Raw genomic sequence first — 22425 nt, 5'->3', positions numbered from 1 at the left:
AATCACAGCAAAGAGACCGGGCATGAATTTCATCGCAAACAACCAGCTGCCCCTGCTATTGCTGTTCTTCCTCACCGGCCTTATCGGCACCATCTTCCTGTTCCGCAAACCGGCCGGCCACCGCGCCTGGAAACTGGCGGACCTCGTGTGGGTGGTGCTTGGCGGCTTTGGCGCGCTGGTGGCGGTGATCTCCGGCATTTACGCTGCCGACAGCTCAAAACTCGAACGCCAGATCGACATCGCCTATGCCGCCACAGCCGCCTTTGACCGCGACGCCGCCCGCTTCCGCCTTCGGTTCTGCGACCCCGCATATGACGCCGACATCGCGGTCTTGTGCGAAAAGGTCGAATTCCTCTCCGCTTCCACCGCAGGCAACGCCGAACTGCCCCTGTTTATCGCGGTAACAAATGAGGTGGCGCCGCTGCAGGGCCTCAACTTCCTGTTCGGCACCGGCGGGGACGACATGGACGAGATGAAACACATGGAAGCCAAGGCCAGCGCATTTAACCCGGAAGCGTTTCTGGTCTTCACCTCGCTCGACGCCCCTGCCCAGGCCGCCGTCGACAACATGCGCCGCAAGGTACCCGCCATCGCCGGCGACTACCTGATCATCGCACGAGCCTATGACGACCTGATCACCCATGTGTCCAAGCTGAAGGACGAATGGGAATACCTGCAGGCCAATGCCCATATCCTGGTGCTGCAGATCATCGCGCTGTGCCTTGTCAGCTTTGCCGCCCCCTTCCGCCTCGGCAAATCCATTGTCGAGCTGCGCCGCCCCCGCTAACCTCACCGGAACGCCACACCGGAGCCGCCATGCGATCCTTTGACGACATCCACGCCATCTCAGCAGACCGCCACGGCGGGCCGGAGGCGCTGGAGGAAAAGCTCGCCAAACCCGACCCCAAGGTCACGGAGCTGCCCGAGGACCGCTGGCTCGCCACCATGACCAAATGCATCTTCCAGGCGGGCTTCAACTGGAAAGTGATCGAGGCCAAATGGGACGGCTTTGAGGAGGTCTTTCACGGATTTGACCCCGGCCCTTGCGCCTTTATGGCTGAAGAGGAATTCGACCGGATCCTGCAAGACACACGGGTTGTCAGAAACGGCGCCAAACTGGCAACCGTGCGCGAAAACGCCTCCCTGCTGATGGAACTGCGCGCCGAGGGCGGCGCGGGCCGGGTGCTGGGCGGCTGGCCCTCCACCGACTACATCGGGCTTTTGGACATGCTCAAAAAGCGCGGCAGCCGGCTTGGCGGCAACACCGGCCAATACGCCATGCGCTTTGCCGGGCGCGACAGCTTCATCCTGTCCCGGGACGTCACCGCCCGGCTGATCACAGAAGGGGTGATCGACAAGCCCGCAACCTCCAAAACCGCGCTGAAATCCGTGCAGGCCGCTTTCAACACCTGGATGGAGCAATCGGGCCGCTCGCTCACCGAAATCAGCCGTGTGCTGGCGATGAGCTGCTGACCGGATGGCAATGCACACATGATCCGCGCCCTGCTTCTTGCCCTGCTCGCTCTCTCCGCCTGCGGCCGGCCCTTGACGGACACAGAGCGCGCTTATCTGGCCGGGCTGCACGGGTCCAGCCTGAACGCCGGCAAGGTGCGGATCGTGCGCGGCGCACCTGTGGGGGCGGTCACCTTCCGCCGGATGCCGCGCCCGCGTGTAACCTGCCGCGAACGTATCCTGCCGCCGGTGACGGAGGAGGTCGTCACCTCCTCACCCGCTGCGGTGGCCCTGTTCAACCGGATCTTCTTTGCCAGGGTCTGGTACACGGAAAACTACCTTCCGGACTACCCGGACAAGCTGCACCTGGTCGAGGCGATGCTGCTCGCACATGAAGTCACCCATGTCTGGCAATGGCAGAACCGCAAGCAAACCGGCTATTCGCCGCTGCGGGCTGCGGCAGAACACGGCCGGAACCGCGACCCCTATCTGTTCGATCTCGAGGGCGAACCGGATTTCCTCACCTATGGATTTGAACAGCAGGGCGCCATCATTGAGGAATACGTCTGCTGCCGCGCCCTGGCCCCGCAGGCGGCACGCACCCGCCGGCTGCACGGGATGCTGGCGGCGGCGATGCCGGTCAGCGCCCTGCCGCAAAACCGCGAAAGCGATGTCTACCTGCCCTGGAAGGACGCCGAACTGCGCGGCATCTGCGACTGACCCCGTCGTTTTCTTGCAATTAGCGCGGCCCTGGAAAATCAAACTTGCTTCAAATTTACCAGGGCCGGAATCCGCGCCGCAACGTAGCACTTGTTTTGCCAAGTGAATTCCGGTCACAACTCTCGCAAGCAATCTTCAGGAGCCGCCCGATGACACAATACGCCCTCATCATGCTGGCCGCGGGCCTTGGCATCCCGGTGCTGGCCGCCCTGAATGCGGCCCTGGGCAAGCTAATCGGCTCCCCCGCCTCAGCCGCTGTGGTGCTGTTCCTGATCGCGCTGATTGCCACGATCCTCTATTGCCTGATTGTTGGCCCGCAAGCCTTGGCAAAAATCCCCGCCGCGCCCAAACACCTGCTGCTGGCAGGCGTTCTGGTGGCCTTCTACGTGCTGTCCATCACCCATGTCGCGCCGCATTTCGGCGTTGGCAACGCGGTGTTCTTCGTGCTGATCGGCCAGTTGATTTCAGCTGCAGCCATCGACCACTACGGGCTGTTCGGCGCCCAGATCAGCCCCCTGACCCTGACCCGCACAGCCGGAATTTCGGTAATGGCGCTGGGGGTCTGGATCACCCAGATGGCGTGAGCCGCGAAAACCGGGAAAAGAACAAGACTGCCGTTGCCCTTGCGGCAGTTCAGCGCTTCCAGCAAGAGCAACGAGACATGACAAAGCGCCTTCTCACTTATGCCGCTGCATTCTTGGCAGGATTTCTAATTTGGGTTTTCTTCACAGTAATGGAAGCGATGAACCCGTTTCTTCCTTGGCAGTATCCGGCTCTCGCTTTGTTCACCGGAATGTCCTTCCCCGGCGGAGCCACACCAGGCCTGCACTTCCTGAACCATGTGGCAGAAACCTGGTTTCCCTTCTTGGCTGCATTTCTCGCCGCCAAAGTATTGACGCGGAAGCGAGCAAGGTTCCTGGGCGCGCTCACATTGTATGCTGCTTTTCTGGTTTGGTCCCTTGCGATGGCCGTGCTGGTCAGCAAGGGGGTCCCATTGGAGACCATATTCACGATCGGCCTTTTGGGAACCCTTGCTGGAGGGGCTGTTATTTACCTGCGCTCAGTTGATCCGATCCGCCCTTCAAAACACCCGGATTAACTGGCCAGGGTGACAGCAGGCTGGCGGATTTTTTCACCCGCACCTCTACCCCTTGCCGGTGATCTTGATGTTGCCTTCCACTTGCGCACCGCTTTCGGTGGCCATGCTTTGGGCAGACACATCCGCCTTCACCTGCGAGCTGGAGGCAAGCCGCAGGTCCTCGCACTGGATTCTGCCGCTGTAGGTGCCCTCAACAGTCACCGATTGCGCGCTCAGGGCGCCGTCAACCGTGCCGCCCTGATGCACTGTCACCGCCTGCGCCGAAAGATCCCCAACCACTCGGCCGCGGACTTCGACGCTGCCTTTGCTGGAGGTGATATTGCCCTCAACAGTCACATCTTTTTCGATAACGGAATTCACCACGTCTCAGCCCTTTCTGCGCATTCCCGGCCAGCCTAACCTGCCAGCTCCGGTTTGAACACCTGATAGCAAACCCCGCCACCAGGCCATAGCCCGCTCCCGGCACCGCCGGCAAGGTTCCGCCTGCCGCTGCCTCCCCCGCTTTCACCTTTTCGAAAATACTCTCGCCGAAGGCATTGCGCCGCCAAGGCGCAATTTGCTCACATGGCCACCAGCAACCCCTCCTGCAGCTTCACCTGCCGGTCCATCCGCGCAGCCAGCTCCAAGTTGTGGGTGGCAATCAGCGCCGACAGGCCGGTGCCGCGCACCAGTTCCATCAATGCAGCAAACACCTGATCCGCAGTACCGGGATCCAAGTTTCCGGTCGGCTCATCCGCCAGCAGAACCCGCGGCGCATTGGCCAGCGCGCGGCAAAAGGCGACCCGCTGCTGCTCGCCGCCCGACAGCGCCGCGGGGCGGTGACCGGCGCGGCCCGCCAGCCCGACTGTGGCCAAAAGATCCGCCGCCCGCGCGGCTGCGGCTTTTTGCGAGGCCCCATTGGCCAGCTGCGGCAGCACGATGTTCTCAAGCGCCGTGAACTCCGGCAGCAGGTGGTGGAACTGATAGACAAACCCCACCTCCTGACGGCGCACACGGGTGCGGCGGCGGTCGCCCTTGCGGCTCACGTCCTCGCCGGCCACCCGCACCTCGCCCGCGTCCGGCGTGTCCAGCAGCCCGGCGATATGCAGCAGTGTTGATTTACCGGCACCGGAGGGCGCCACCAGCGCCACAACCTCCCCCGCCTGCAAGGTCAGATCAGCACCGCGCAATACTTCCACCTGACCGGGCGTGCCCTGCAGATAGGATTTGCTGATCCCTGTCAGCTCCAACGTCAGTTCACTCATAGCGCAGCGCCTCCACCGGATTCAGCCGCGCCGCGCGGCGGGCCGGGAAAATGGTCACAAAAAACGACAGCCCCAGCGACAGGCCAACAGCCGACAGCACATCGCCCAGCCGCAACTCGGCCGGCAGCGCATAGATGCCGCGGATCGACGGATCCCAGACGCCGCCGCCCATCAGATAATTCACAAACGAGAAGATCGGATCGATATACAGCGCAAAAAGGCACCCCAGCAGCACCCCGAACAGCGTGCCCAGCACCCCGGTAAAGGCGCCGCAGATGAAAAACACCCGCATCACCGATCCTTCGCTGAGGCCGATGGTGCGCAGGATGCCGATGTCGCGACCCTTGTTCTTGACCAGCATGATGAGGCCCGAGACGATGTTCATCGCTGCAATCAGCACCAGGATCGACAGGATGATGAACATCACATTGTCCTCGACCTCCAAGGCCCGCAGGAACCCGCCCGAGGCATCGCGCCAGGTCCAAACGCCTGCGGTGCCGCCAGCTGCCCCCAGAATTGCAACCGCCATGGCATCAACGTCTTCCGGATCCTCCACCATCACCTCGATCTCATCCGCCGTGCCTTCGCGGTTGAAGAACCCCTGCGCTTCGGCAAACGGCAGATAAACACGGGTACGGTCGATGTCCCAGCGCCCGGCGGTGAAGACATAAACCACCTCATAGGCGTTGACCCGCGGGCTGGTGCCAAAGGCGGTCTTGACCCCGTTGGGCGAGATCAGCTTGATCTTGTCCCCGACCGAGACGCCAAGTTCCCGCGCCACACCGGAGCCAATAGCGATACCATCGTCAAAGCGCGCCAGATCGCCCAGCGCCTCCGCGCTTTGGGCGACACCGGGGATGCCTTGAATATCAGCCGCTGAGATGCCGAACACCTCAACCCCTGCATTGCGCTGGCGCCGGTTTGCCATCACCTGGCCTTTGACCAGCGGGGCCGCGCGGGTCACGCCGGGCACGGCGGCCACTGTTTCAGCCAGCGCCTGATAGTCTTTCAGCGAGCGGTCCAGCACCCCGGATTCCGTCACCTCTCCGTAGGAATAAAGCGTCACATGCGCGTTGGCGCCCAGAATGGTGCCGACAAATTCCGACCGGAAGCCCGAACGTACTGCCAGCGTGGCAATCAGCGCAAACACCGCCAGAGTGATGCCGATGAGGCTGATCCAGGTCATCACGCTGACCCCGCCCTCGGCCTTGCGGGCGCGCAAGTACCGCCAAGCGATGATCCATTCAAATCGTGAAAACGGCGGAGGTGTCGTAGCCATGTGCTGTCCTGCCCGGAAATTTTGCTGCAACCTGTGCTGCCGGAGGCTTGGGGTCAAGATGTGGTTGCCGGCCCGGCCCTTTTTCCGCCGGCCGCAGCCGAAGCCGCAAATCTTTTTAGAAAAGATTTGCCAAGAGTTTTCCTCAAAACTCTTGGACGCCGGTCACAGGCTCCTCTGCCGGGCGTCACCGCAACGTGACTTGCCGCAAACGCCTATTGCCTTGCATCTGCGCCGTAAGCAGGGTGTACCGCGCTGGTTACGGTTTTTTACGGGTGAGGACGATGGACAGATACTTCAAGCGCGCGCTGCCGCATCCGTCACCGCGGGCTGTGATCACCGCCGGGCTGGGTGCCTTTCTGGCAATTGCAGCGCTGTCGCTGCTGACCACCCATGCCAATCTGCTACTGCTGATCGCGCCTTTTGGCGCCAGCTGCGTGCTGCTGTTCTCCGTTCCCGCCAGCCCGCTGTCGCAGCCTGCCAACGTAATAGGCGGCCACCTTCTGGCCACTGCTATCAGCCTCGGGCTTAATGCCGTGCTGCCGGAAGCCTGGTGGGCACTGGCGCTGGCGGTGGGTCTGTCGATTGCGGTGATGGCGGCTTTGCGCCTCACCCATCCGCCTGCCGGCGCCAATCCGCTGGTGGTCTTTGCCACCGATCCCGGCCTGTCCTTCCTGCTGTTCCCGGTGCTGACCGGCGCTGTGGCGCTGGTGGTGATTGCAGCAGTGTTCCACCGGTTGGCCGGCCACGAATACCCCCTAAAACACGATTGAGCACAGCGGGCTGACGCAAAGACCTACCTCCCCCGGACCGCTTCCGCCATTGCAGCATAAGAGTCTATCAGCCCCTCTGCTGTGAGCCGAGGCTCCGCTGCCTGTTCCGGCGCAGCCAGACCGGTCGCCTTGACGATGGTGTTGATAAAGCTGAAGACGCCGCAGACCTCCACCACCTCATAGAGCGCGGCCTCGCTCCAGCCCGAACTGATGGCGGCCTCAAAGGCCTGCGATATGCCCCCAGCCTCCCCTGTATGCAATGCACCAGCATAATCCAGCAGAGGCCGGATACGGACCTGCGTTACCGCCGCCGGGCCGCAGAACACCTCCGAGAACAGGCTGTGGTAATGAACGCAATAGGCCACATTGTTCAGCCGTGAGACATGCGCCGCAATCGCCTCACGCTCGCCCCGCGACAGCGCGCCGCTACCGCTCATGATACTGTCCAGCAAGCGCAGCAACGGTTCGGAGTTGCGCGGAAAGGATGACAGCACATGCGTCAGCCCGCTGTTCGCTGCGATACCGCTAAAATTGGCCATGCCTGCTCTGCCCCCGCTGCTGTTCGAGGCAAGGCTAGCAGCCCAAGCGCTCTCTGTCAGCGCCCTGCCTGGCAAAGGAAAACCCCGCCGGCGGCGACTGGCGGGGCTACATACTTCAACCTGTCAGTCCGGCTCAGAAGCCGCGCCCGGTGGGGTGCGCCTTGTAGACCTGGGCCACCTTCTTCACTGCCTCTTCCGGGCTCAGCTCTTCGCTTTCGCCAGTGCGGCGCGAAGTGAGTTCGACCACGCCGTTCTTCAGCCCGCGCGGGCCGACAGTGATGCGCCAGGGCAGACCGATCAGGTCCATGGTGGCAAATTTGCCCCCCGCCCGTTCCTTGCGGTCGTCATACAGCGGGTCCAGCCCGGCCGCCGTCAGCGCCGCATAGAGCTGGTTGCAGGCCGCGTCCGCCTCGTCGTCGCCCTGCTTGAGGTTGACGATACCGCAGTGGAACGGGGTCACGCCCTCGGGCCAGATGATGCCCTTGTCGTCGTGGCTTGCCTCGATGATGGCCCCCAGAAGACGCGACACGCCAATGCCGTGGCTGCCCATATGGACCGGCACCGGCTTACCATCGGGGCCTTGCACGGTGGCGCCCATCGCGTCGGAATACTTGGTGCCGAAATAGAATATCTGCCCCACTTCGATACCGCGCGCCACCCGGCGGCGCTCCTCGGGGATTGCATTGAACAGGGCTTCGTCGTGGGTCTCGTCGGTGCGGGCGTATTTGGAAGTGAACTCCTCCAGCACGCCTTGGCACTGCTCGACGCTGTCATAGTCGATTTCGCGGTCACCAAAACTCAGGTCGGTGACGGCGCTGTCATAGAACACCTCCGACTCGCCGGTCTCCGCCAGAACCAGGAATTCATGGGTGTCATCGCCGCCGATCGGGCCGCTGTCGGCCCGCATCGGGATCGCCTGCAGGCCCATCCGCTCATAGGTGCGCAGGTAGCTGACCAGGTGGCGGTTGTAGGCGTGCAGCGCGTCTTCCTTGGTCAGGTCGAAGTTGTAGCCGTCCTTCATGTAGAACTCGCGGCCCCGCATCACGCCGAAACGCGGGCGGATCTCGTCGCGGAATTTCCACTGGATCTGGTACATGGTCAGCGGCAGGTCCTTGTAGCTGCTGACATGGGCGCGGAAGATATCGGTGATCAGCTCTTCGGCGGTGGGGGTGAACAGCATATCGCGGTCATGCCGGTCCTTCATCCGCAGCATTTCCTGGCCGTAGGCCTCGTACCGGCCGCTCTCGCGCCACAGATCGGCGGACTGCATGGTCGGCATCTGCATCGGGATGTGGCCCGCGCGGATCTGCTCGTCATGCACGATGCTTTCGATCTTTTTCAAGACTTTGAAGCCAAGCGGCAGCCAGGAGTAGATCCCGGCGGAGGATTGCTTGATCATCCCGGCGCGCAGCATCAACCGGTGGCTGACGATCTGGGCTTCCGAGGGGTTTTCCTTCAGAACCGGCAGGAAATAGCGGGACAGGCGCATCTTGGCTCCATCAATGATGTGTGGTCGAGGTCCCGCCCGGTTTAGTGGGTGATGGGGGTGCGGGCAAGTGTGGAGGTGCCAGTGACAAGCCCTTTAACACGGGCCGGCCGCAAACCTGAGTAGCTGCCAACCTTGTATCAGATCACTCTTCCTTAACTTACTGGTCAGGAGCATCCAGCGGGGTTCCTGCGCTACAGCAGAAATACATCACGAAACTAACGTCTCTCGTTCGGAGCAAGTAGAAGATCATTGCGGCATCAGTTGCACTGATAATTCGCTTAGGTTCCGCGAAATCTTTGAGCTCAGCTATTTCATCCAGCCGGCCCATTACCTTGAAAGCCAAGTATGAACGCATCTCTTTCGCTTTCTGTTCGTCGCTGACATGGGGATCGATCAACAAGAAAGACCCGATATCTTTCTCCAGCTGAGCAAAGCCTCCGTCGAAACTCTGATCCAAACTTAACCTCAACGGCGGCAACTGTGAGAAAGCTGAACAGATTTCGGAAAGAACCTCTTTATCCTCGGCAGCGTTCACAACAAATGCGGCTGCAAAGTTTGCACGTTGGTCCTTGTTCAGAAAACTTAGGCCATCAAGGAAGCCGCCTAGAGCTGCAACTCTAGAAACAGCTGTAGAAACAATCATCTCTGAACTCATAACATAGGCGCTAACAACTAAGACCCTGTCATGCAAGATAGGGAATTTTTGCCTGTGCGATCTGTGTGCCCTTACACAAGGCCCGGGCCGGACCTTGGGCCGGCGCGAAAGCGCCTGATCGGGGGGAAGGTCAGACGCGGGCCGTGCCGCTGCACGCCACGTCCCCAAAAAGAAAGCTGCGGACGCCGGGACGCCCGCAGTCTTTCTCCCAAGATTTTGTGTTGCCTACATCTTCGCACGTTCGGCCCGCAGCGCCAGCCACAGGCAGTAGCACATGATCAGCACCACCAGCGTGAACGGGATACCGGTGGAGACCGCAGCACCTTGCAGCGCCGACAGGCCGCCGCCGAGCAGCAAGGCAATCGCCACCAGCCCCTCCAGCGTGCACCAGAACACCCGCTGGATCACCGGTGCGTCCATCTTGCCGCCCGCAGTGATCGTGTCGATCACCAGCGAACCGGAGTCGGATGAGGTCACAAAGAAGATGATGATCAGCACCAGCGACACCGGCGCCACGATCGAGTACAGCGGCAGTTCCTTCAGAAAGCCAAACAAGGCACCTTCGGGTTTGTAAGCGTCGATCACCGTGGCTTTGACGCCTTCGGCGCCGCCCGCGTTCAGCATGTCGATGGCACCGCCGCCAAAGGTCGACATCCACAGCGCACAAACCGCGGTGGGGGCGATCAGCGCACACAGCACGAACTCACGCACCGTGCGGCCCTTGGAAATGCGGGCGATGAACATGCCGACAAAGGGCGACCAGGCAATCCACCACGCCCAATAGAATGTGGTCCAGCCGTGAAAGTAACTGGTGTCTTCGCGCCCGAACGGGTTTGAGAGCTGGGGCAGCAGCATCACGTAATCCGCCATCACGCTGAAGTAGCGGGTGATTGCGGAGACGACACCCGTCACCAGGATCACGAAGATGAACAGCACCACCGCCATTACCATATTGATCTCGGACAGGCGTTTAACGCCGGCATCCATGCCCATCAGCACCGAGCCCAGCGCGATCGCGGTGATGCCGATGATCAGAAGGACAACAACCGTCGGGGAAGGCTCAATGCCAAATACCTCATAAAGGCCGGCCGCAACCTGTTGCGCGCCAAGACCAAGCGAGGTGGTCAGCCCGAACAGGGTGGCAAACACCGCCAGCGTGTCGATGGCATGGCCCCACCAGCCCCAGACACGTTCGCCCAGGATCGGATAGAACGCCGAGCGCAGGGTCAGCGGCAGGCCAAGATTGTAGCAGAAGATCGCCAGCGACAGCCCGACTGCGGCATAGACCGCCCAGCCCTCCAGCCCCCAATGGTGGATGGTGCCGACAATGCCGATGTATTCATTGCCCGGCTGGGTGATGTCGATGTTCAACGGCCGCGCTGCGCCGCCTTCAGAGAAGTTGTAGTAGACCGGCTCAAGCACGCCGAAGAACAGCAGCCCGATGCCGATGCCGGCCGCGAACATCATCGCGATCCAACCGGCATATGAATAGTCCGGCGTGGCGTCCTTGCCGCCGATCCGGACCGCGCCGACCGGCAGCACGATCAGCGCCAGGCAGAACAGGGTGATGGCATCCACCGACAGCACCAGGAACCAGTCAAAGGTGCTGGTCAGCCAGGGCCTCAGCCAGCCGAAAAACGCCGCTGTGGCCTCCTGATTGGCCAGCGCAATCAGCACAAACGCCGCGATCAGAACGCTGGAGATCAGAAAGACCGGATTATGAATGTCCAGGCCGAACGGCCGGATGTTGTCCTGTCCCAGCTCATGTTCTGTCTCGAAGTCCCAAACCCTCGGGTCGGGATCGAGCATTTTCTTTGTCTCTGGCATGACGCCTCCCCTTATACTCGTTAACTATCCCGCAAGTGTCGCATTAAATGCCGGAATTACCTAATCCGGCGTCCAAGCCTGCCGTTGCAGCAGACAGCAGATCGCGCAGAAGGGCCGGTTCCGCCACCCGCGCCGATGTCGTTTTTGCGGCATCATGGCGCAAAAGAACTTGAGCCGCTGTACAAGATTCGAAACTGTTACCGGAAACACCGCTCTCAGCAGCGACAAGGGAGAGACAGACGTGGCCAAAACAATCCTTGAGCCGGCGCGCGAAATACCGGTCATTCACGAAACCGAGGTGCTGGTGGTTGGCTCCGGTCCCGGCGGGCTTGCGGCGGCCTTGGCTGCGGCGCGGGCGGGAGTAGAGGTGACTCTGCTGGACCGCTTCGGCTGTTTCGGCGGCAATATCACCACCGTCGGGGTTGAAGGCTTTGCCTGGTACCGGCACGAGCAGACGGTCGAGGCCCATGGCATCGGCTGGGAGTTCGAGGAGCGCGCCAAGGCGATGGGCGCCGCGGTGCCGGAAAGCCAGTCGCTGTCCTATGAGCTGGACAGCGAGGGCTTCAAGCTGGTCGCCGACAAGCTGGTCGAGGAGGCCGGCATCCACCCGATGCTGCACCGGGTGTTTGTGGCGCCGATCCGCGAGGGCAGCCGGATCACCGGTGTGATTGTCGAAAGCAAGGCTGGCCGCGAGGCCATCCTGGCGAAACGGGTGATTGACGCGACGGGGGATGCTGACATTGCTCATATGATGGGGGCGCCCTGCGTGAAAACGCCGGTCGAGGAAATGCAGGCGGCCAGCGTGATGTTCCACATCGCGGGCGTCGACAAGCAGAAATTCATGGAAGGCGTCAAGGCCGATCCGCAGACCTATGCCAGCTGGTCCACCGGCGAATGGCAGGTGGAGACCTCGGGCAAGGAAGACGGCATGTTCTCGCCCTTTCTGGCCAAGCCGTTCGGGCAGGCGATCCGCGACGGGGTGATCCCGGCGCATCTCAATACTATCGGCGGCACCTGGGGCGCGGTGCATGACAGTGGCGAGATGACCTATATGAACCTGGTCCATCTGGCGGGCATCGACGGAACCGATCCCGACAGCATGACCAAGGGCGAGATCGAGGGCCGCAAACAGGCGATGCACGCGATTGACGCGCTGCGCGCCTATACGCCGGGCTGCGAGGGCGCGCGGCTGCGCAATTTCGGCATGACCATCGGCATCCGCGACACCCGCAAGATCGACGCGCATCACAACATTACCGAAGGTGAGACCCGCAATCAGGGCCGTTTTGATGATACCATCGGCATTTATCCCGAGTTCATCGACGGCTACGGCGTGCTGATCTTGCCCACCACCGGGCGTTACATGCAGATCCCCTACCGGTCGATGTTGCCTAAGGGCGTTCAGGGCCTGCTGGTGACAGGCCGCGCCATTGGCGGCGACAGGATCGCCCATGCCGCCACCCGCAACATGGCCTGCTGCGCAGTAGCCGGACAGGGCGCGGGCATCGCCGCGGCGCTGTCGGTCAAGGCGGGCTGCGAGTTTGACGCGGTGGACATTACCGCCGTGCAAGGAGAGCTGAAGCGCCAAGGTGTGAGGATCCATTGATGCAGAGCATTCCCACCATCGACATCACACCGCTGCGGGAGGTTGGCCACCCGCAGCACCAGCAGACCGTCGCTGCTATTCTGGCCGCGGCGGAGGATATCGGGTTCCTCTCAATCACCGGCACCGGCGTCGCGCAGGAAACCGTAGAGGCGGTGCGGAACGCGGTGCAGGCAATCTTTGCCGTGCCGGAGAAATCCAAGTGGGATCAGGCAATTACGCGGGAGAATTACCGCGGCTATATCCCGATGGGGTTTTTCACGCCGAACGACGGCAGCGGGACGGCGGACAAATACGAGGGCTACAAGCTGCACCATGAGGTGGCGGCGGGTGATCCCATCCGCGCCGCCTGCCCGCTCTACGGCCCCAACCGCTGGCCCGCTGAAGTGCCGGAAGCGCGCGAGGTCATCCTGAGCTACTGGGCGGAGCTGGACGGCGTCTTTCACCTGCTGCTGGGTGCTTTGGCCGAGGGGCTGGGACTGAACCCGGCGCAGTTTCGCGAGCCGTTTGAAACCCCGCTCACCAACATGTCGCTGCTGCATTATCCGCCACAGGCGCTGGAGGACGCGGGCTTTGGCATCCACCCCCACAAAGACACCGATGCGCTGACCATCATCGCACCCGATCCGGTGGGCGGGCTGGAAGTGCAGACCAAGGGCGGCGGCTGGATCACCCCGGACTGCCCGCCCGGCGGCTTTGTGGTCAATATCGGCGACATGCTGGAGCTGTGGTCCGGCGGGCGGCTGGTCTCCACCCCGCACCGGGTGGTGAACACGTCCGGGCGCGAGCGCTACTCCTTCCCCTATTTCGCGGTGCCGCGCCATGACGTGGTGGTGGAGCCGCTGCTACCGCCGGTCGCGGGGTTTGACCGCCCCGCGGTGCATTGCGGCCACTGGTCGGCCGAGATCTGGCGCACCAACTGGCCGGATGAAGACGCGGGCGCCGATACGCCGGAACTGGGCACAATTCACAGCTGAGGGAACGCCCCGCCCCAAGGGGGCGGAGCGCCCGCCCACACCGTGAGGGCGGGCGCTGCCCGGCCTTCCGCCCGGGCGGAAGGCCTTTCCCGGGTTGCCCCCCGGTTGCCCCCCGCCTTTTCCGTCTTATCCCCGGCTTGCCCACAGAGGATTGACCCGCCCCCCTTGCAAGCCCCTGCCCCATCAGGGAAGACTGGCGCCAAGATCCTGAACCAAACGGATAAAGGGCGGGCTGACTGACCATGGCGCTACCAGCACAGAAACAATTCAAATACTGGGGCATCGCCGCAGTGGTGTTTGCCGTGGTGATGTGGGCGCTTGGCGGCGTGCTGATGCCCTTTATCCTGGGCGCGGCCATTGCCTATATGATCGACCCGATTGCCGACCGGCTGGAGTCCTGGGGGATGAGCCGCACGGCTGCCACCGCCGCCATCACCGCCGGCGCGCTGATGGTGTTCCTGCTTCTGCTGGTGGTGGTTGTGCCGACGCTGGTGTCGCAGATGATCGACCTGGCACAGGTGCTGCCGCAGCTGCTGCGCGATGCCCGCGCCTTTGCAATTGAACAGTTCCCTTCTGTCTTTGAGGAAAACAGCCGTATCCACCAGGCCCTCACCGCCTTTTTGCAGACGCTGCAATCACGCGCGGTTGAGGTGCTGCAATCGGTTGCGGGATCGGCGGTTTCACTGCTGAACGTGGTGGTTCTGCTGGTCATCGTGCCGGTGGTGGCCGTCTATCTGCTGCTCGATTGGGACCGGATGGTCGCCCGCATTGATGAGCTGCTGCCGCGCGACCACCAGCCGGTGATCCGCCGCATTGCCGGCGAGATCGACGCGGTGCTGGCGTCGTTCATCCGCGGCATGGGCACGGTCTGCCTGATCCTGGGCACCTATTACGCGGTGGCGCTGATGCTGGTGGGGCTGAACTTCGGCCTGGCGGTCGGCTTTATCGCCGGGCTGGTTACCTTCATCCCCTATCTCGGCGCCCTCATCGGCGGCGCGCTGGCAATCGGCCTGGCGCTGTTCCAGTTCTGGGGCGACTGGGTGTCGATCGGGCTGGTGGGCATCATCTTTGCCATCGGCCAGGTGGCTGAGGGCAATTTCCTGACCCCGAAACTGGTCGGCAGCTCTGTGGGCTTGCACCCGGTGTGGCTCTTGCTGGCGCTGTCAGTCTTTGGCGCCTTGTTCGGCTTTGTCGGCATGCTGGTTGCTGTCCCAGTGGCCGCAGCCCTGGGCGTGGTGGCCCGCTTCCTGACTGAACAGTATCTGCACAGCCGCCTCTATCAGGGGCAAAGCCACCGGGACGCAGGGGCGGAATAATACAGATGGCACAACAGCTGAGCTTTGACCTCCCGGCGAAACCGGCGCTGGGGCGGGATGATTTCTTTGTGGCACCCTCCAATGCAATGGCGGTGGCGCTGCTGGATCCGCAATTTGCCTGGCCCAGCGGCAAGCTGGTGCTGACCGGGCCTGCAGGTGCCGGCAAGACCCATCTGGTGCACGTCTGGGCCAGCCAGACCGGCGCGCGGATCCTGCCGGCGGCAGAGCTGACAGCCGGAGCCGTGCCGGAACTGGCGCAAGGCCCCGTCGCGGTGGAGGACGTGCCGCAGACCGCCGGCAGCGCGGAACAGCAGAACGCCCTGTTTCATTTGCACAATATGGTGCTGGCAAACGGGTATCCGCTGGTGATGACGGGCCGCGGCGCGCCGAATCTGTGGGGGCTGACCCTGCCCGATCTGCAAAGCCGGGTGCAGGCCGCCACCCATGCCGAGCTGCAGCCGCCGGACGACCAGCTGCTGGCGGTGGTGCTGGCCAAACTGTTCAACGACCGCCAGATCACCCCCAAACCTGATGTGATTCCCTATCTGGTGGCGCATATGGACCGCTCCTTTGCCGCAGCCGCCCGGATTGTCGGACGGCTGGACCACCTGTCGCTGGCCGAAAAACGCAGCCTGTCGCGGCCCCTGGCGGTGCGGGCGCTGTCCGAGATCCGCCACGAGGCCGCGGAAAATGACGCATCCGCAAGCGGTTGACCGCTGCCCTCCCTTCGACCATCCTGACCGCGGATTGCCAGACGGAGCCCTCATGAACGTCACCCAGGACCCCGCCGCCGCCAATGCCGATTGGGGGCCCTTCGGCCGCCCGATCTTTGATGACCCCAGGGCCCGGGCGCTGTCGCGGGTGGGTGTGGTCGATGTCGGCTCCAACTCGGTCCGGCTGGTGGTGTTTGACGGCGCCGCCCGCAGCCCGGCTTATTTCTATAACGAAAAGATCATGTGCGCGCTTGGCGCGGGCCTGTCGGAATCGGGACGCCTGAACCCCGAGGGCCGCGCCCGCGCCCTGTCGGCGCTGCGCCGGTTCCAGCATCTGGCCAAGGGCATGGGTCTGCCGCCGCTGTCCGCCGTTGCCACCGCCGCGGTGCGCGACGCCGGGGACGGGCCGGATTTCTGCGCCGAAGTGCTGCGCGAGACCGGCCTGAAGATCCACGTCATAGACGGGCGCGAAGAAGCCCGGCTGTCAGCGCAAGGTGTGCTGTTGGGCTGGCCCGGCGCCTATGGGCTGGTCTGCGATATCGGCGGCTCGTCAATGGAGCTTGCGGAAATACAGGAAAACTCTGTCGGGCGCCGGGTCACGTCATCCCTGGGGCCGCTGAAGCTGCGCGACATCAAGGGCGGGCGCAAGGGCCGCAAGGCCCATATCAGGGAGGTGATCGAACAGCTGAAAGGCGCGATGGGCGCGCAGCGCGACCGGCTGTTCCTGGTCGGCGGCAGCTGGCGGGCGATTGCCCGCATCGACATGCACCGGCGCGGCTATCCCTTGAAGGTGCTGCATGAATACCGGATGTCCGCCAAGGACGTGCGCGAAACCGCCCGCTATATCGAGACCACCAATCTGGACAAGCTGCGCAACGCCTGCGGCGTCTCCGCCAGCCGGATGTCGCTGGTGCCCTATGCGATCGACGTGCTGACCCGGCTGGTCAAGACTTTCAAACCCAAGGATATCGCCGTCTCCAGCTATGGCATCCGCGAAGGCCTGTTGTACGAACAGATGCCGCAGCGGCTGCGCGCCCGCGACCCGCTGATCGAAGCCTCGCGCTTTGCCGAGGCCAAGGACGCCCGCGTGCCCGGTTTCGGTGGCACCCTGTATGAATTTGTCAGCCCGCTGTTCAGCGGTGCCCCGCTGGCCAAACGGCGGCTGGTCAAGGCGGCCTGCCTGCTGCATGACGTCAGCTGGCGCGCCCATCCCGACTACCGCGCCGAGGTCTGTTTCGACAACGCCACCCGCGCCAACCTGGGCGGGCTGAAACATTCAGAACGGGTGTTCCTGGGCCTGGCGCTGCTGCACCGCTACAGCAACAAGCGGCAGGGCAGCGCCTTTGAGCATCTCTATGCGCTTCTGGACGAAAAGGGCCAGCACGAGGCCGAGGTGCTGGGCAAGGCGATGCGGTTCGGCGCAATGCTGATGCTGACCAGCACCGGCGCCATCGGCAGCTTGCGCTGGCAGCCGCGCAAGCGGGTTCTGCACGCGGCACTGCCAGATGCGGCACGGCCGCTGTATGGCGAAGTTGCCGAAGCCCGGTTGCAATCGCTGGGCAAGGCATTGGATGCCGAGGTGCAACTGAGTTTCAGCAAACCCACCGGTCCGTCTGAGGCGTAAGGCCCTAGGGTGGTGCGTCAGATTTCGGTAACGCCTTCCTCCTCGCCCTTGTCTTTTTCGGCGGGCGCGTTGTCTTTGGGCTTTTTACGGATGATAATGTCGCCATTGGGCAGGATCTCGGGCAGCTCATAGGCGCTCCAATCCTCCACCTCCTTGGCGATTTCGGCCAGCGCAGGTCCCATCTCGGCAAGGAAAGCCCCCATCGAGGGGCCGATGTCCTCCATCATGCCCTGCAGGTCTTCCAGCGCCGGCGCCATTTCCTCGCGCAGCCCCTCCCAGAACAGTTCCGCCCCGCGTTCCATCAGAGAGGGGGCACCGCCCTCCTCCCCGGCTTCCTGGGCGGCAAGCGGAACGGACATCAGGGCAACGAGGGCAGCTGGCAAAAGGATCTGTTTCATAGTGCCAATATAGGGAGGTCTCGCCGGGGGTAACAGGGGTGCCCTGATACGGAACCGCGCCGGGCGGGTGCATGCCCGCGGTGATGGCTGATTTGCAGCCGTCTGGCATGAATGCCGATTGCCCCGGTCAATGAACTGCAGGCCTTGCAACAAAACTGGAACCTGCCAAAAGCGAAACCTCAATCAGCGTAGAACGTTCGGAAATACGCAATGTAGTGTGCCCTTGAACGCATGATGGATTGAACCGACGGCAGGCCGCGCATCGTTTTCAGCCACTTCTGCAAATTCTCGAGACGGTGCGGAATTTCGACATTGCGAAACACTTCCACGTCGGCGAAGCGCTCAAAGAAAGGATAAAACGAAAAGTCGACAAGCCCGGCACGGCCGCTTAGCCAGAACGGCTGATCCGCGGCCCGTTGCGAAAGGCCCTGATCTTCGATGAAAGCCAAATGTTCCAGCAATTCCGCACGCAGCGCATCCCGCGTTTTTCCGGGAACTGATTTCAGCAGATTGAAATAAGCGGGCATGAACCGCGTGTTGCAAAAATCGATCCAAAAACGAGCGGCAGCACGGTTATAAGGATCCCCGGGCAGTAGCGCAGGTTCGGGAAAAACCTCCTCCAAATATTCATTGATCACGCTGCTCTCATAGATCGAATTGCCATTATGTTCGAGAACCGGCACCCGGCCATAAGGTGAAAGGAGCGCGCCGAATTGCGTCTTTTCCGCCAAGTTGACCGTCAGCAATTCGAACTTCTGCCGCTTTTCCCGAAGCGCGAGCACGCAGCGCAAACTGAACGGGCAGTATTCTGCGGTGATGAGCTTCATAGACCGATCCGGCAGCTTAGACGTTGGATGTTCTGCACACACCTTGCGCCGCCCCTTGGATTTATAAAAGGGGCAATGTGAAGGGCTTAGACGGCGGCGGCTGACCGCCTGTCCGGAAAGTCCAGAACTGCACCCCTTCGGGCGCTGGACGGCAAGTGCAGGCCCGGGATGAAACCAGACCGTTCACGCCAGCGCGATATCCAGCGTCACCGGGAAATGATCCGAGGCATTCAGCAGCGCCTGGCGCAATTCCGCATCACCATAGCATTCCGCGTCCTCGAACGGGTGCCAGATGCGCCACTTGGGCTGCAGCCCCATCAGGCTGTGCGAGATCATCACATAATCCAACAGCGCGCAGAAATAGCGTTTGGTTTCAGGATTGTAGAACCGCGAGGTGCTGGGCAGCACGGTGGTGCGCGGACGCAAAAGGCTTTGCGCGTGGGGGTCGTTCAGCAGGCTGCCCATGACGATCTCAACCGAGGACTGGCCGAACAATTTCTCAAATTCATCCAGGCCGGGGCCGTCGTTCAGATCCCCCAGAACCACCACATGCTCCCCCGCCGCGGCATGTTCCGCCACCCGCCGGTGCAGCCAGATCGCCTGTGCCAGCTGCTTGCGCCGGTTGGCGATGGAGACGGTGGTAACCTCGTTCTTGGTCCGGGCACCATGCGGCGCCTTGGATTTCAGATGCGCGCCGATCATCCGCAGCTCCACCCATTTTTTGTCCGGGCCGCCTTTGGTGGTCACCGCCAGCTCCAGCGGCGGTTTGGAAAACCGCACCTGATCGGCCTGGGCGTCAACGTCCAGGTCAATGCCGAACACCCCGTCAAACCGCGGCGCATCCGCCGAGGCGCGAGCATCGTGGCGGGCGTCCAGAACATCCGGATCAAACAGCAATGCAATTTCCTGCTGGGTGTCATTGGGAAAGCCGCTGACGGCCTCGCGCGCTCTGAGGCCGGCTTCAGCCGCAAAGCGCTCCAACGCGCGGGTGGTGCGCTGGCTGCGGCCGGTATTGGGCGCCTCCACCACCATCACCGCATCGGCATCGATGCGGCGCAGCACCTGGGCGATGGCGTGGCCTTGGGTGTACCGGTCGACTCCATGGCGGGAGGAGCGTTCGCCGTCGAGCAGCAGATTATCCTCTGCATCAAACAGGTTGGCGAACCATTCGATATTATAGGTTGCCAGCCGCATTGCCGCAGCATCCGTTGATTTCATCCCAGGCGCGGTTGATGTCGATCATCCGCTTCTCCGCCAGCCGCACGGCCTCTTCGGGCACGCCGCGGGCGATCATCGCATCCGGGTGGGTGTCGCGCACCAGCTTGCGCCAATGCTTGCGGATCTCGTCCATGGCCATATCCGGGCTGACACCCAGCACGGTATAGGGATCCTTGGGCGCATCCGGCACAAACCGCGCGCGCAGCGCCTGGAACTGCTGTGGGGTCTGGCCGAAAATGCGGCTTACTTCTTCGAGGAATTCATTCTCGCCGGGGTGATAGAAGCCATCGGCCATGGCGATATGGAACAGCCCCTCCATCAGGTCGCACAGCGTGGTGGGGTCATCGGCAAACATGCTGTGGATGCGGCGGGCGTATTCCTGGTAGCCGGCCACATCGGTGCGCGCCATGTCAAAGACGCGGGCGGCGCCGGTTTCATCATCGCGGGCGATCTGGAACACCTCGCGGAAGGCGGCCACTTCGTCGCGGGTGACCTGCCCGTCGGCCTTGGCCATCTTGGCGCCAAGGGCGATGACGGCAATGGCAAAGGCCACGGTGCGTTCGGGCGGCGCGCGCAAGCGGTCAAAGACTTCCGACAGGCTTTCGCCAGCGGCAAGTGCGGCCAGCGCGTCGGATATGCGGGTCCAAAGTGACATGGTGCCAGCCTATGCGTCTTTGCGCGGGTTGTCAGGGGCGGGAATACCGGGCGTCAGGATTTTCTGCATGAAAACAGTGTCGAGCCAGCGCCCGCTCTTGCAGCCCAGTTCCGGCATCCTTGCTGTTTCCACATAGCCCATAGCAGCATGGAAGGCGATTGCTGCGGGATTGGCACTGCTGACACTGGCGATCAGCACATGAATGCCCGCCTGTTCCGCCTTGGCCTCCAGCGCCCGTATCAGCTTGCGGCCCGCGCCCTGCCCCTGTGCTTCGGGCAGCAGATGAATGGTGTGCTCTGCCGTAAATCGATAGCCGAGACCGGGGCGGAACGGGAAATAATGCGCGTGGCCGAGGATCCTGCCGCCCTGTTCCGCCACAAGATAAGCGCCGTTGCCGGCCATGATCAGTTCCCGGACGTCTTCAGGCGTTTTTTCAATGGTGTTGAAGGTGGCCAGCGTGTCGCGGATCACCCAGTTGGCAATGGAGCAGACGGCTTCGGCATCATCAGGGCGGGCAGAGCGGATTTTCATCGCAGCACCCTTGGCCCATGCGGGGTTTCGAACTCCGCCATCATCGCGGGCTTACCCTGCTCCACTGCGACGCGCGGATCGGCGAGGATCCGGTCCAGTGCGGCTTGCAGGTCTTTGGCCTGCGGGTGGCTGAGGATCAGGCGGGCCAAACGGCAGCGCGATTGCGGCAGCCTGGCGGCGGGCGGCTCTGCCTGCCACTGCAGGACCGCGGGAAAGAGGTTGTCATAGGGCAGTAGCCCGTCGGAAGGCACCGTCATCAGCCAGCTGAGATCCCCGCGCTGCATCTGCACGTGGCGCTGCGCATGGGGCGGCAGCAGGGGCTTCTCTATCTCAAGGTTTTCGCTGCGCAGAATCCAGTTGTTCAGCCTTGCCGGGCCTTCGAAACGGTCCAGATCGAACCAGCGCGGCTGCTCCGGCGGCTGGGCGTCCGGGTCGATGGCGATGGCTTCAAGGTACAGCCCATCCTCCAGCCCGATCAGCCGGTTATGGGTGCCATAGCGGGCATGCTGGCCGCCGGGGCCGAGGGCGATGCCAAGGGCGTCTTCGGTATAGGCGACCGCCTCTGCCAGCGTTTTGCCTGCCACGGCCAGGTGATCGAGTATCATTCGCGCCTCCCCGGTTTGTGGGCTGAGACTAGCGGCGCTGCTGCGGGGCGCAAGGCGGGAAATGCCTGCGGACGGAATAGGGGAAGCTTCTAATTGGGCAGGCACTAGGATTAGGGTAAACCTGCATCACTGCTGTTTAACGGCGTTAGCACCCCGTTTCTTTTGAGAGAGAATTCTAATGACAGTCTATCATTTAGACACCAGTTTGAATGCGATTTCAGCCGGAGTAGACTGGTCGGAAACCAAGGAACGTCGCCTGCCTGGGTCGGGTATGGGCAAGGATTTCTGGTACTGTACCGATGCAGACAGGGCTCCCTTGGGCCAGCTACCTGCGGAGATCAGGAATGAGATTGATGCGCATTGGGCTTTGAGTTTCGCGCGCAATGACAACCTGCCCGATACGTTTAGGACCCTCAAGAGTGCTCACTTCACCGGTGCTCCTTTTGCTCGCCTAGGCGTTTGTGAGGTGTTTCAGCACTTTGCAGATGGTAATTGCGAGATCATACCAATTCGAAACTTCTGGTCCTTACACGACAACAAAGAGGTTCCGGTTCCTTACTTCGTTGCTAATGTATTCAATGCTGCTGCACTTCTGGACCCCCGCCTCACGAAAACAAGGCCTGTCAAAAACCCAAAAATTGGCAACATAAGATTTCTACCGCCGAGCCTAAGCGAAAAAATATTTGTTCGGAAAGACCAATTTTCCGGTCGCCACCTTATGCGCGATGCAGAAACTTCTGAATGGTTCTGCGATGACGTTTTCCGCGAAGCCATCGAAAACGTGACACCCGGCACATATGAGTTTCGTGAAGCGAACTTGGTCTAAGGAAGCACTAAAACTCTAACCCCAAACGGAAATGGTCCAGCCGTCCGCTTCTTCTTTC

At 62.3% G+C, this 22425-nt stretch carries 25 protein-coding genes; 12 read left to right on the top strand and 13 right to left on the bottom strand.

Going from position 1 to position 22425, the window contains the following annotated elements:
- Positions 1–22: 22 nt before the first annotated feature.
- From K3557_RS05660 to K3557_RS05640, 5 genes are all read left to right on the top strand, one after another.
- On the top strand, positions 23–787 hold the full coding sequence (locus K3557_RS05660; RefSeq protein WP_259991323.1) for a hypothetical protein: 765 nt from the start codon (positions 23–25) through the stop codon (positions 785–787).
- A 29-nt stretch (positions 788–816) separates the two neighbouring features.
- Positions 817–1473 carry a DNA-3-methyladenine glycosylase I gene (locus tag K3557_RS05655; protein WP_259998289.1) on the top strand — a complete coding sequence of 219 codons (657 nt, stop codon included), beginning with the start codon at positions 817–819 and terminating at the stop codon, positions 1471–1473.
- Between the two features lie 18 nt (positions 1474–1491).
- Positions 1492–2172 carry a hypothetical protein gene (locus K3557_RS05650; RefSeq protein ID WP_259998288.1) on the top strand — a complete coding sequence of 227 codons (681 nt, stop codon included), beginning with the start codon at positions 1492–1494 and terminating at the stop codon, positions 2170–2172.
- A gap of 149 nt (positions 2173–2321) precedes the next feature.
- Positions 2322–2756: a DMT family transporter gene (locus K3557_RS05645; RefSeq protein ID WP_129370444.1), complete on the top strand. Its 435-nt coding sequence runs from the start codon at positions 2322–2324 to the stop codon at positions 2754–2756.
- Complete coding sequence (locus K3557_RS05640; protein ID WP_259998287.1) at positions 2753–3271, top strand: hypothetical protein; 519 nt, start codon at positions 2753–2755, stop codon at positions 3269–3271. The genes K3557_RS05645 and K3557_RS05640 overlap by 4 nt, the downstream gene beginning before the upstream one ends.
- A gap of 45 nt (positions 3272–3316) precedes the next feature.
- On the opposite strand, the gene K3557_RS05635 is transcribed toward K3557_RS05640, so the two are convergent.
- The 3 genes from K3557_RS05635 to K3557_RS05625 form a co-directional block, all read right to left on the bottom strand.
- Positions 3317–3634 (bottom strand): polymer-forming cytoskeletal protein, encoded by a 318-nt coding sequence (locus tag K3557_RS05635; RefSeq protein ID WP_129370442.1) that lies wholly within the window; start codon positions 3632–3634, stop codon positions 3317–3319.
- 197 nt (positions 3635–3831) lie between these two features.
- Positions 3832–4515: an ABC transporter ATP-binding protein gene (locus tag K3557_RS05630; protein ID WP_259998286.1), complete on the bottom strand. Its 684-nt coding sequence runs from the start codon at positions 4513–4515 to the stop codon at positions 3832–3834.
- Entirely contained in the window at positions 4508–5794 is a 1287-nt protein-coding gene (locus K3557_RS05625) for a lipoprotein-releasing ABC transporter permease subunit (RefSeq protein ID WP_259998285.1), read from the bottom strand. Before K3557_RS05625 ends, K3557_RS05630 begins: the two co-directional genes overlap by 8 nt.
- Positions 5795–6075: 281 nt before the next feature.
- Between K3557_RS05625 and K3557_RS05620 the strand changes: the two genes are divergently transcribed.
- Positions 6076–6564: an HPP family protein gene (locus K3557_RS05620; RefSeq protein ID WP_259998284.1), complete on the top strand. Its 489-nt coding sequence runs from the start codon at positions 6076–6078 to the stop codon at positions 6562–6564.
- Between the two features lie 23 nt (positions 6565–6587).
- Here K3557_RS05620 and K3557_RS05615 read toward each other — a convergent pair whose 3' ends face one another.
- From K3557_RS05615 to K3557_RS05600, 4 genes are all read right to left on the bottom strand, one after another.
- On the bottom strand, positions 6588–7103 hold the full coding sequence (locus K3557_RS05615; RefSeq protein WP_259998283.1) for a carboxymuconolactone decarboxylase family protein: 516 nt from the start codon (positions 7101–7103) through the stop codon (positions 6588–6590).
- A gap of 133 nt (positions 7104–7236) precedes the next feature.
- The gene (gene proS / locus K3557_RS05610) at positions 7237–8592 is read right to left on the bottom strand and encodes a proline--tRNA ligase (protein ID WP_259998282.1); all 1356 of its coding nucleotides are present in this window, start codon (positions 8590–8592) and stop codon (positions 7237–7239) included.
- Between the two features lie 157 nt (positions 8593–8749).
- Positions 8750–9247 carry a hypothetical protein gene (locus K3557_RS05605; protein ID WP_259998281.1) on the bottom strand — a complete coding sequence of 166 codons (498 nt, stop codon included), beginning with the start codon at positions 9245–9247 and terminating at the stop codon, positions 8750–8752.
- A gap of 225 nt (positions 9248–9472) precedes the next feature.
- Positions 9473–11074, bottom strand: a complete 1602-nt coding sequence (locus K3557_RS05600; protein ID WP_259991306.1) for a BCCT family transporter — start codon at positions 11072–11074, stop codon at positions 9473–9475.
- A gap of 241 nt (positions 11075–11315) precedes the next feature.
- Here K3557_RS05600 and K3557_RS05595 point away from each other — a divergent pair, with 241 nt between their 5' ends.
- The 5 genes from K3557_RS05595 to K3557_RS05575 all read left to right on the top strand — a co-directional run bounded on the left by K3557_RS05595 (position 11316) and on the right by K3557_RS05575 (position 17307).
- Positions 11316–12680, top strand: coding sequence for an FAD-dependent oxidoreductase (locus K3557_RS05595; protein WP_259998280.1), 1365 nt, complete (start codon positions 11316–11318; stop codon positions 12678–12680).
- Entirely contained in the window at positions 12680–13654 is a 975-nt protein-coding gene (locus K3557_RS05590) for an isopenicillin N synthase family oxygenase (protein ID WP_259998279.1), read from the top strand. The genes K3557_RS05595 and K3557_RS05590 overlap by 1 nt, the downstream gene beginning before the upstream one ends.
- 242 nt (positions 13655–13896) lie before the next feature.
- A complete protein-coding gene (locus tag K3557_RS05585; RefSeq protein WP_259998278.1) occupies positions 13897–14970 on the top strand; it encodes an AI-2E family transporter in 1074 nt (357 codons plus the stop codon).
- A gap of 5 nt (positions 14971–14975) precedes the next feature.
- On the top strand, positions 14976–15683 hold the full coding sequence (locus K3557_RS05580; RefSeq protein WP_259991298.1) for an HdaA/DnaA family protein: 708 nt from the start codon (positions 14976–14978) through the stop codon (positions 15681–15683).
- A 52-nt stretch (positions 15684–15735) separates the two neighbouring features.
- A complete protein-coding gene (locus K3557_RS05575) occupies positions 15736–17307 on the top strand; it encodes a Ppx/GppA family phosphatase (RefSeq protein ID WP_259998277.1) in 1572 nt (523 codons plus the stop codon).
- 17 nt (positions 17308–17324) lie between these two features.
- On the opposite strand, the gene K3557_RS05570 is transcribed toward K3557_RS05575, so the two are convergent.
- The 6 genes from K3557_RS05570 to K3557_RS05545 form a co-directional block, all read right to left on the bottom strand.
- Positions 17325–17705 (bottom strand): hypothetical protein, encoded by a 381-nt coding sequence (locus K3557_RS05570; protein ID WP_259991294.1) that lies wholly within the window; start codon positions 17703–17705, stop codon positions 17325–17327.
- 179 nt (positions 17706–17884) lie between these two features.
- The gene (locus K3557_RS05565) at positions 17885–18532 is read right to left on the bottom strand and encodes a glutathione S-transferase family protein (RefSeq protein ID WP_259991293.1); all 648 of its coding nucleotides are present in this window, start codon (positions 18530–18532) and stop codon (positions 17885–17887) included.
- Positions 18533–18715: 183 nt separating this feature from the next.
- Positions 18716–19726, bottom strand: a complete 1011-nt coding sequence (locus tag K3557_RS05560) for an endonuclease/exonuclease/phosphatase family protein (protein ID WP_259998276.1) — start codon at positions 19724–19726, stop codon at positions 18716–18718.
- Complete coding sequence (locus K3557_RS05555) at positions 19707–20405, bottom strand: molecular chaperone DjiA (protein ID WP_134830160.1); 699 nt, start codon at positions 20403–20405, stop codon at positions 19707–19709. Before K3557_RS05555 ends, K3557_RS05560 begins: the two co-directional genes overlap by 20 nt.
- A 9-nt stretch (positions 20406–20414) precedes the next feature.
- Complete coding sequence (locus K3557_RS05550; protein WP_259998275.1) at positions 20415–20936, bottom strand: GNAT family N-acetyltransferase; 522 nt, start codon at positions 20934–20936, stop codon at positions 20415–20417.
- Positions 20933–21541, bottom strand: a complete 609-nt coding sequence (locus K3557_RS05545) for a VOC family protein (RefSeq protein WP_259998273.1) — start codon at positions 21539–21541, stop codon at positions 20933–20935. Before K3557_RS05545 ends, K3557_RS05550 begins: the two co-directional genes overlap by 4 nt.
- A gap of 178 nt (positions 21542–21719) precedes the next feature.
- Between K3557_RS05545 and K3557_RS05540 the strand changes: the two genes are divergently transcribed.
- A complete protein-coding gene (locus K3557_RS05540; protein WP_259998271.1) occupies positions 21720–22367 on the top strand; it encodes an imm11 family protein in 648 nt (215 codons plus the stop codon).
- Positions 22368–22425: the final 58 nt, after the last annotated feature.

The sequence above is a fragment of the Leisingera sp. M523 genome (genome assembly GCF_025141335.1).
Lineage (GTDB): Bacteria > Pseudomonadota > Alphaproteobacteria > Rhodobacterales > Rhodobacteraceae > Leisingera.
The sequence above is the reverse complement of the archived record's forward strand: the minus strand, read 5'-3'. Positions and strand labels throughout refer to the sequence as shown.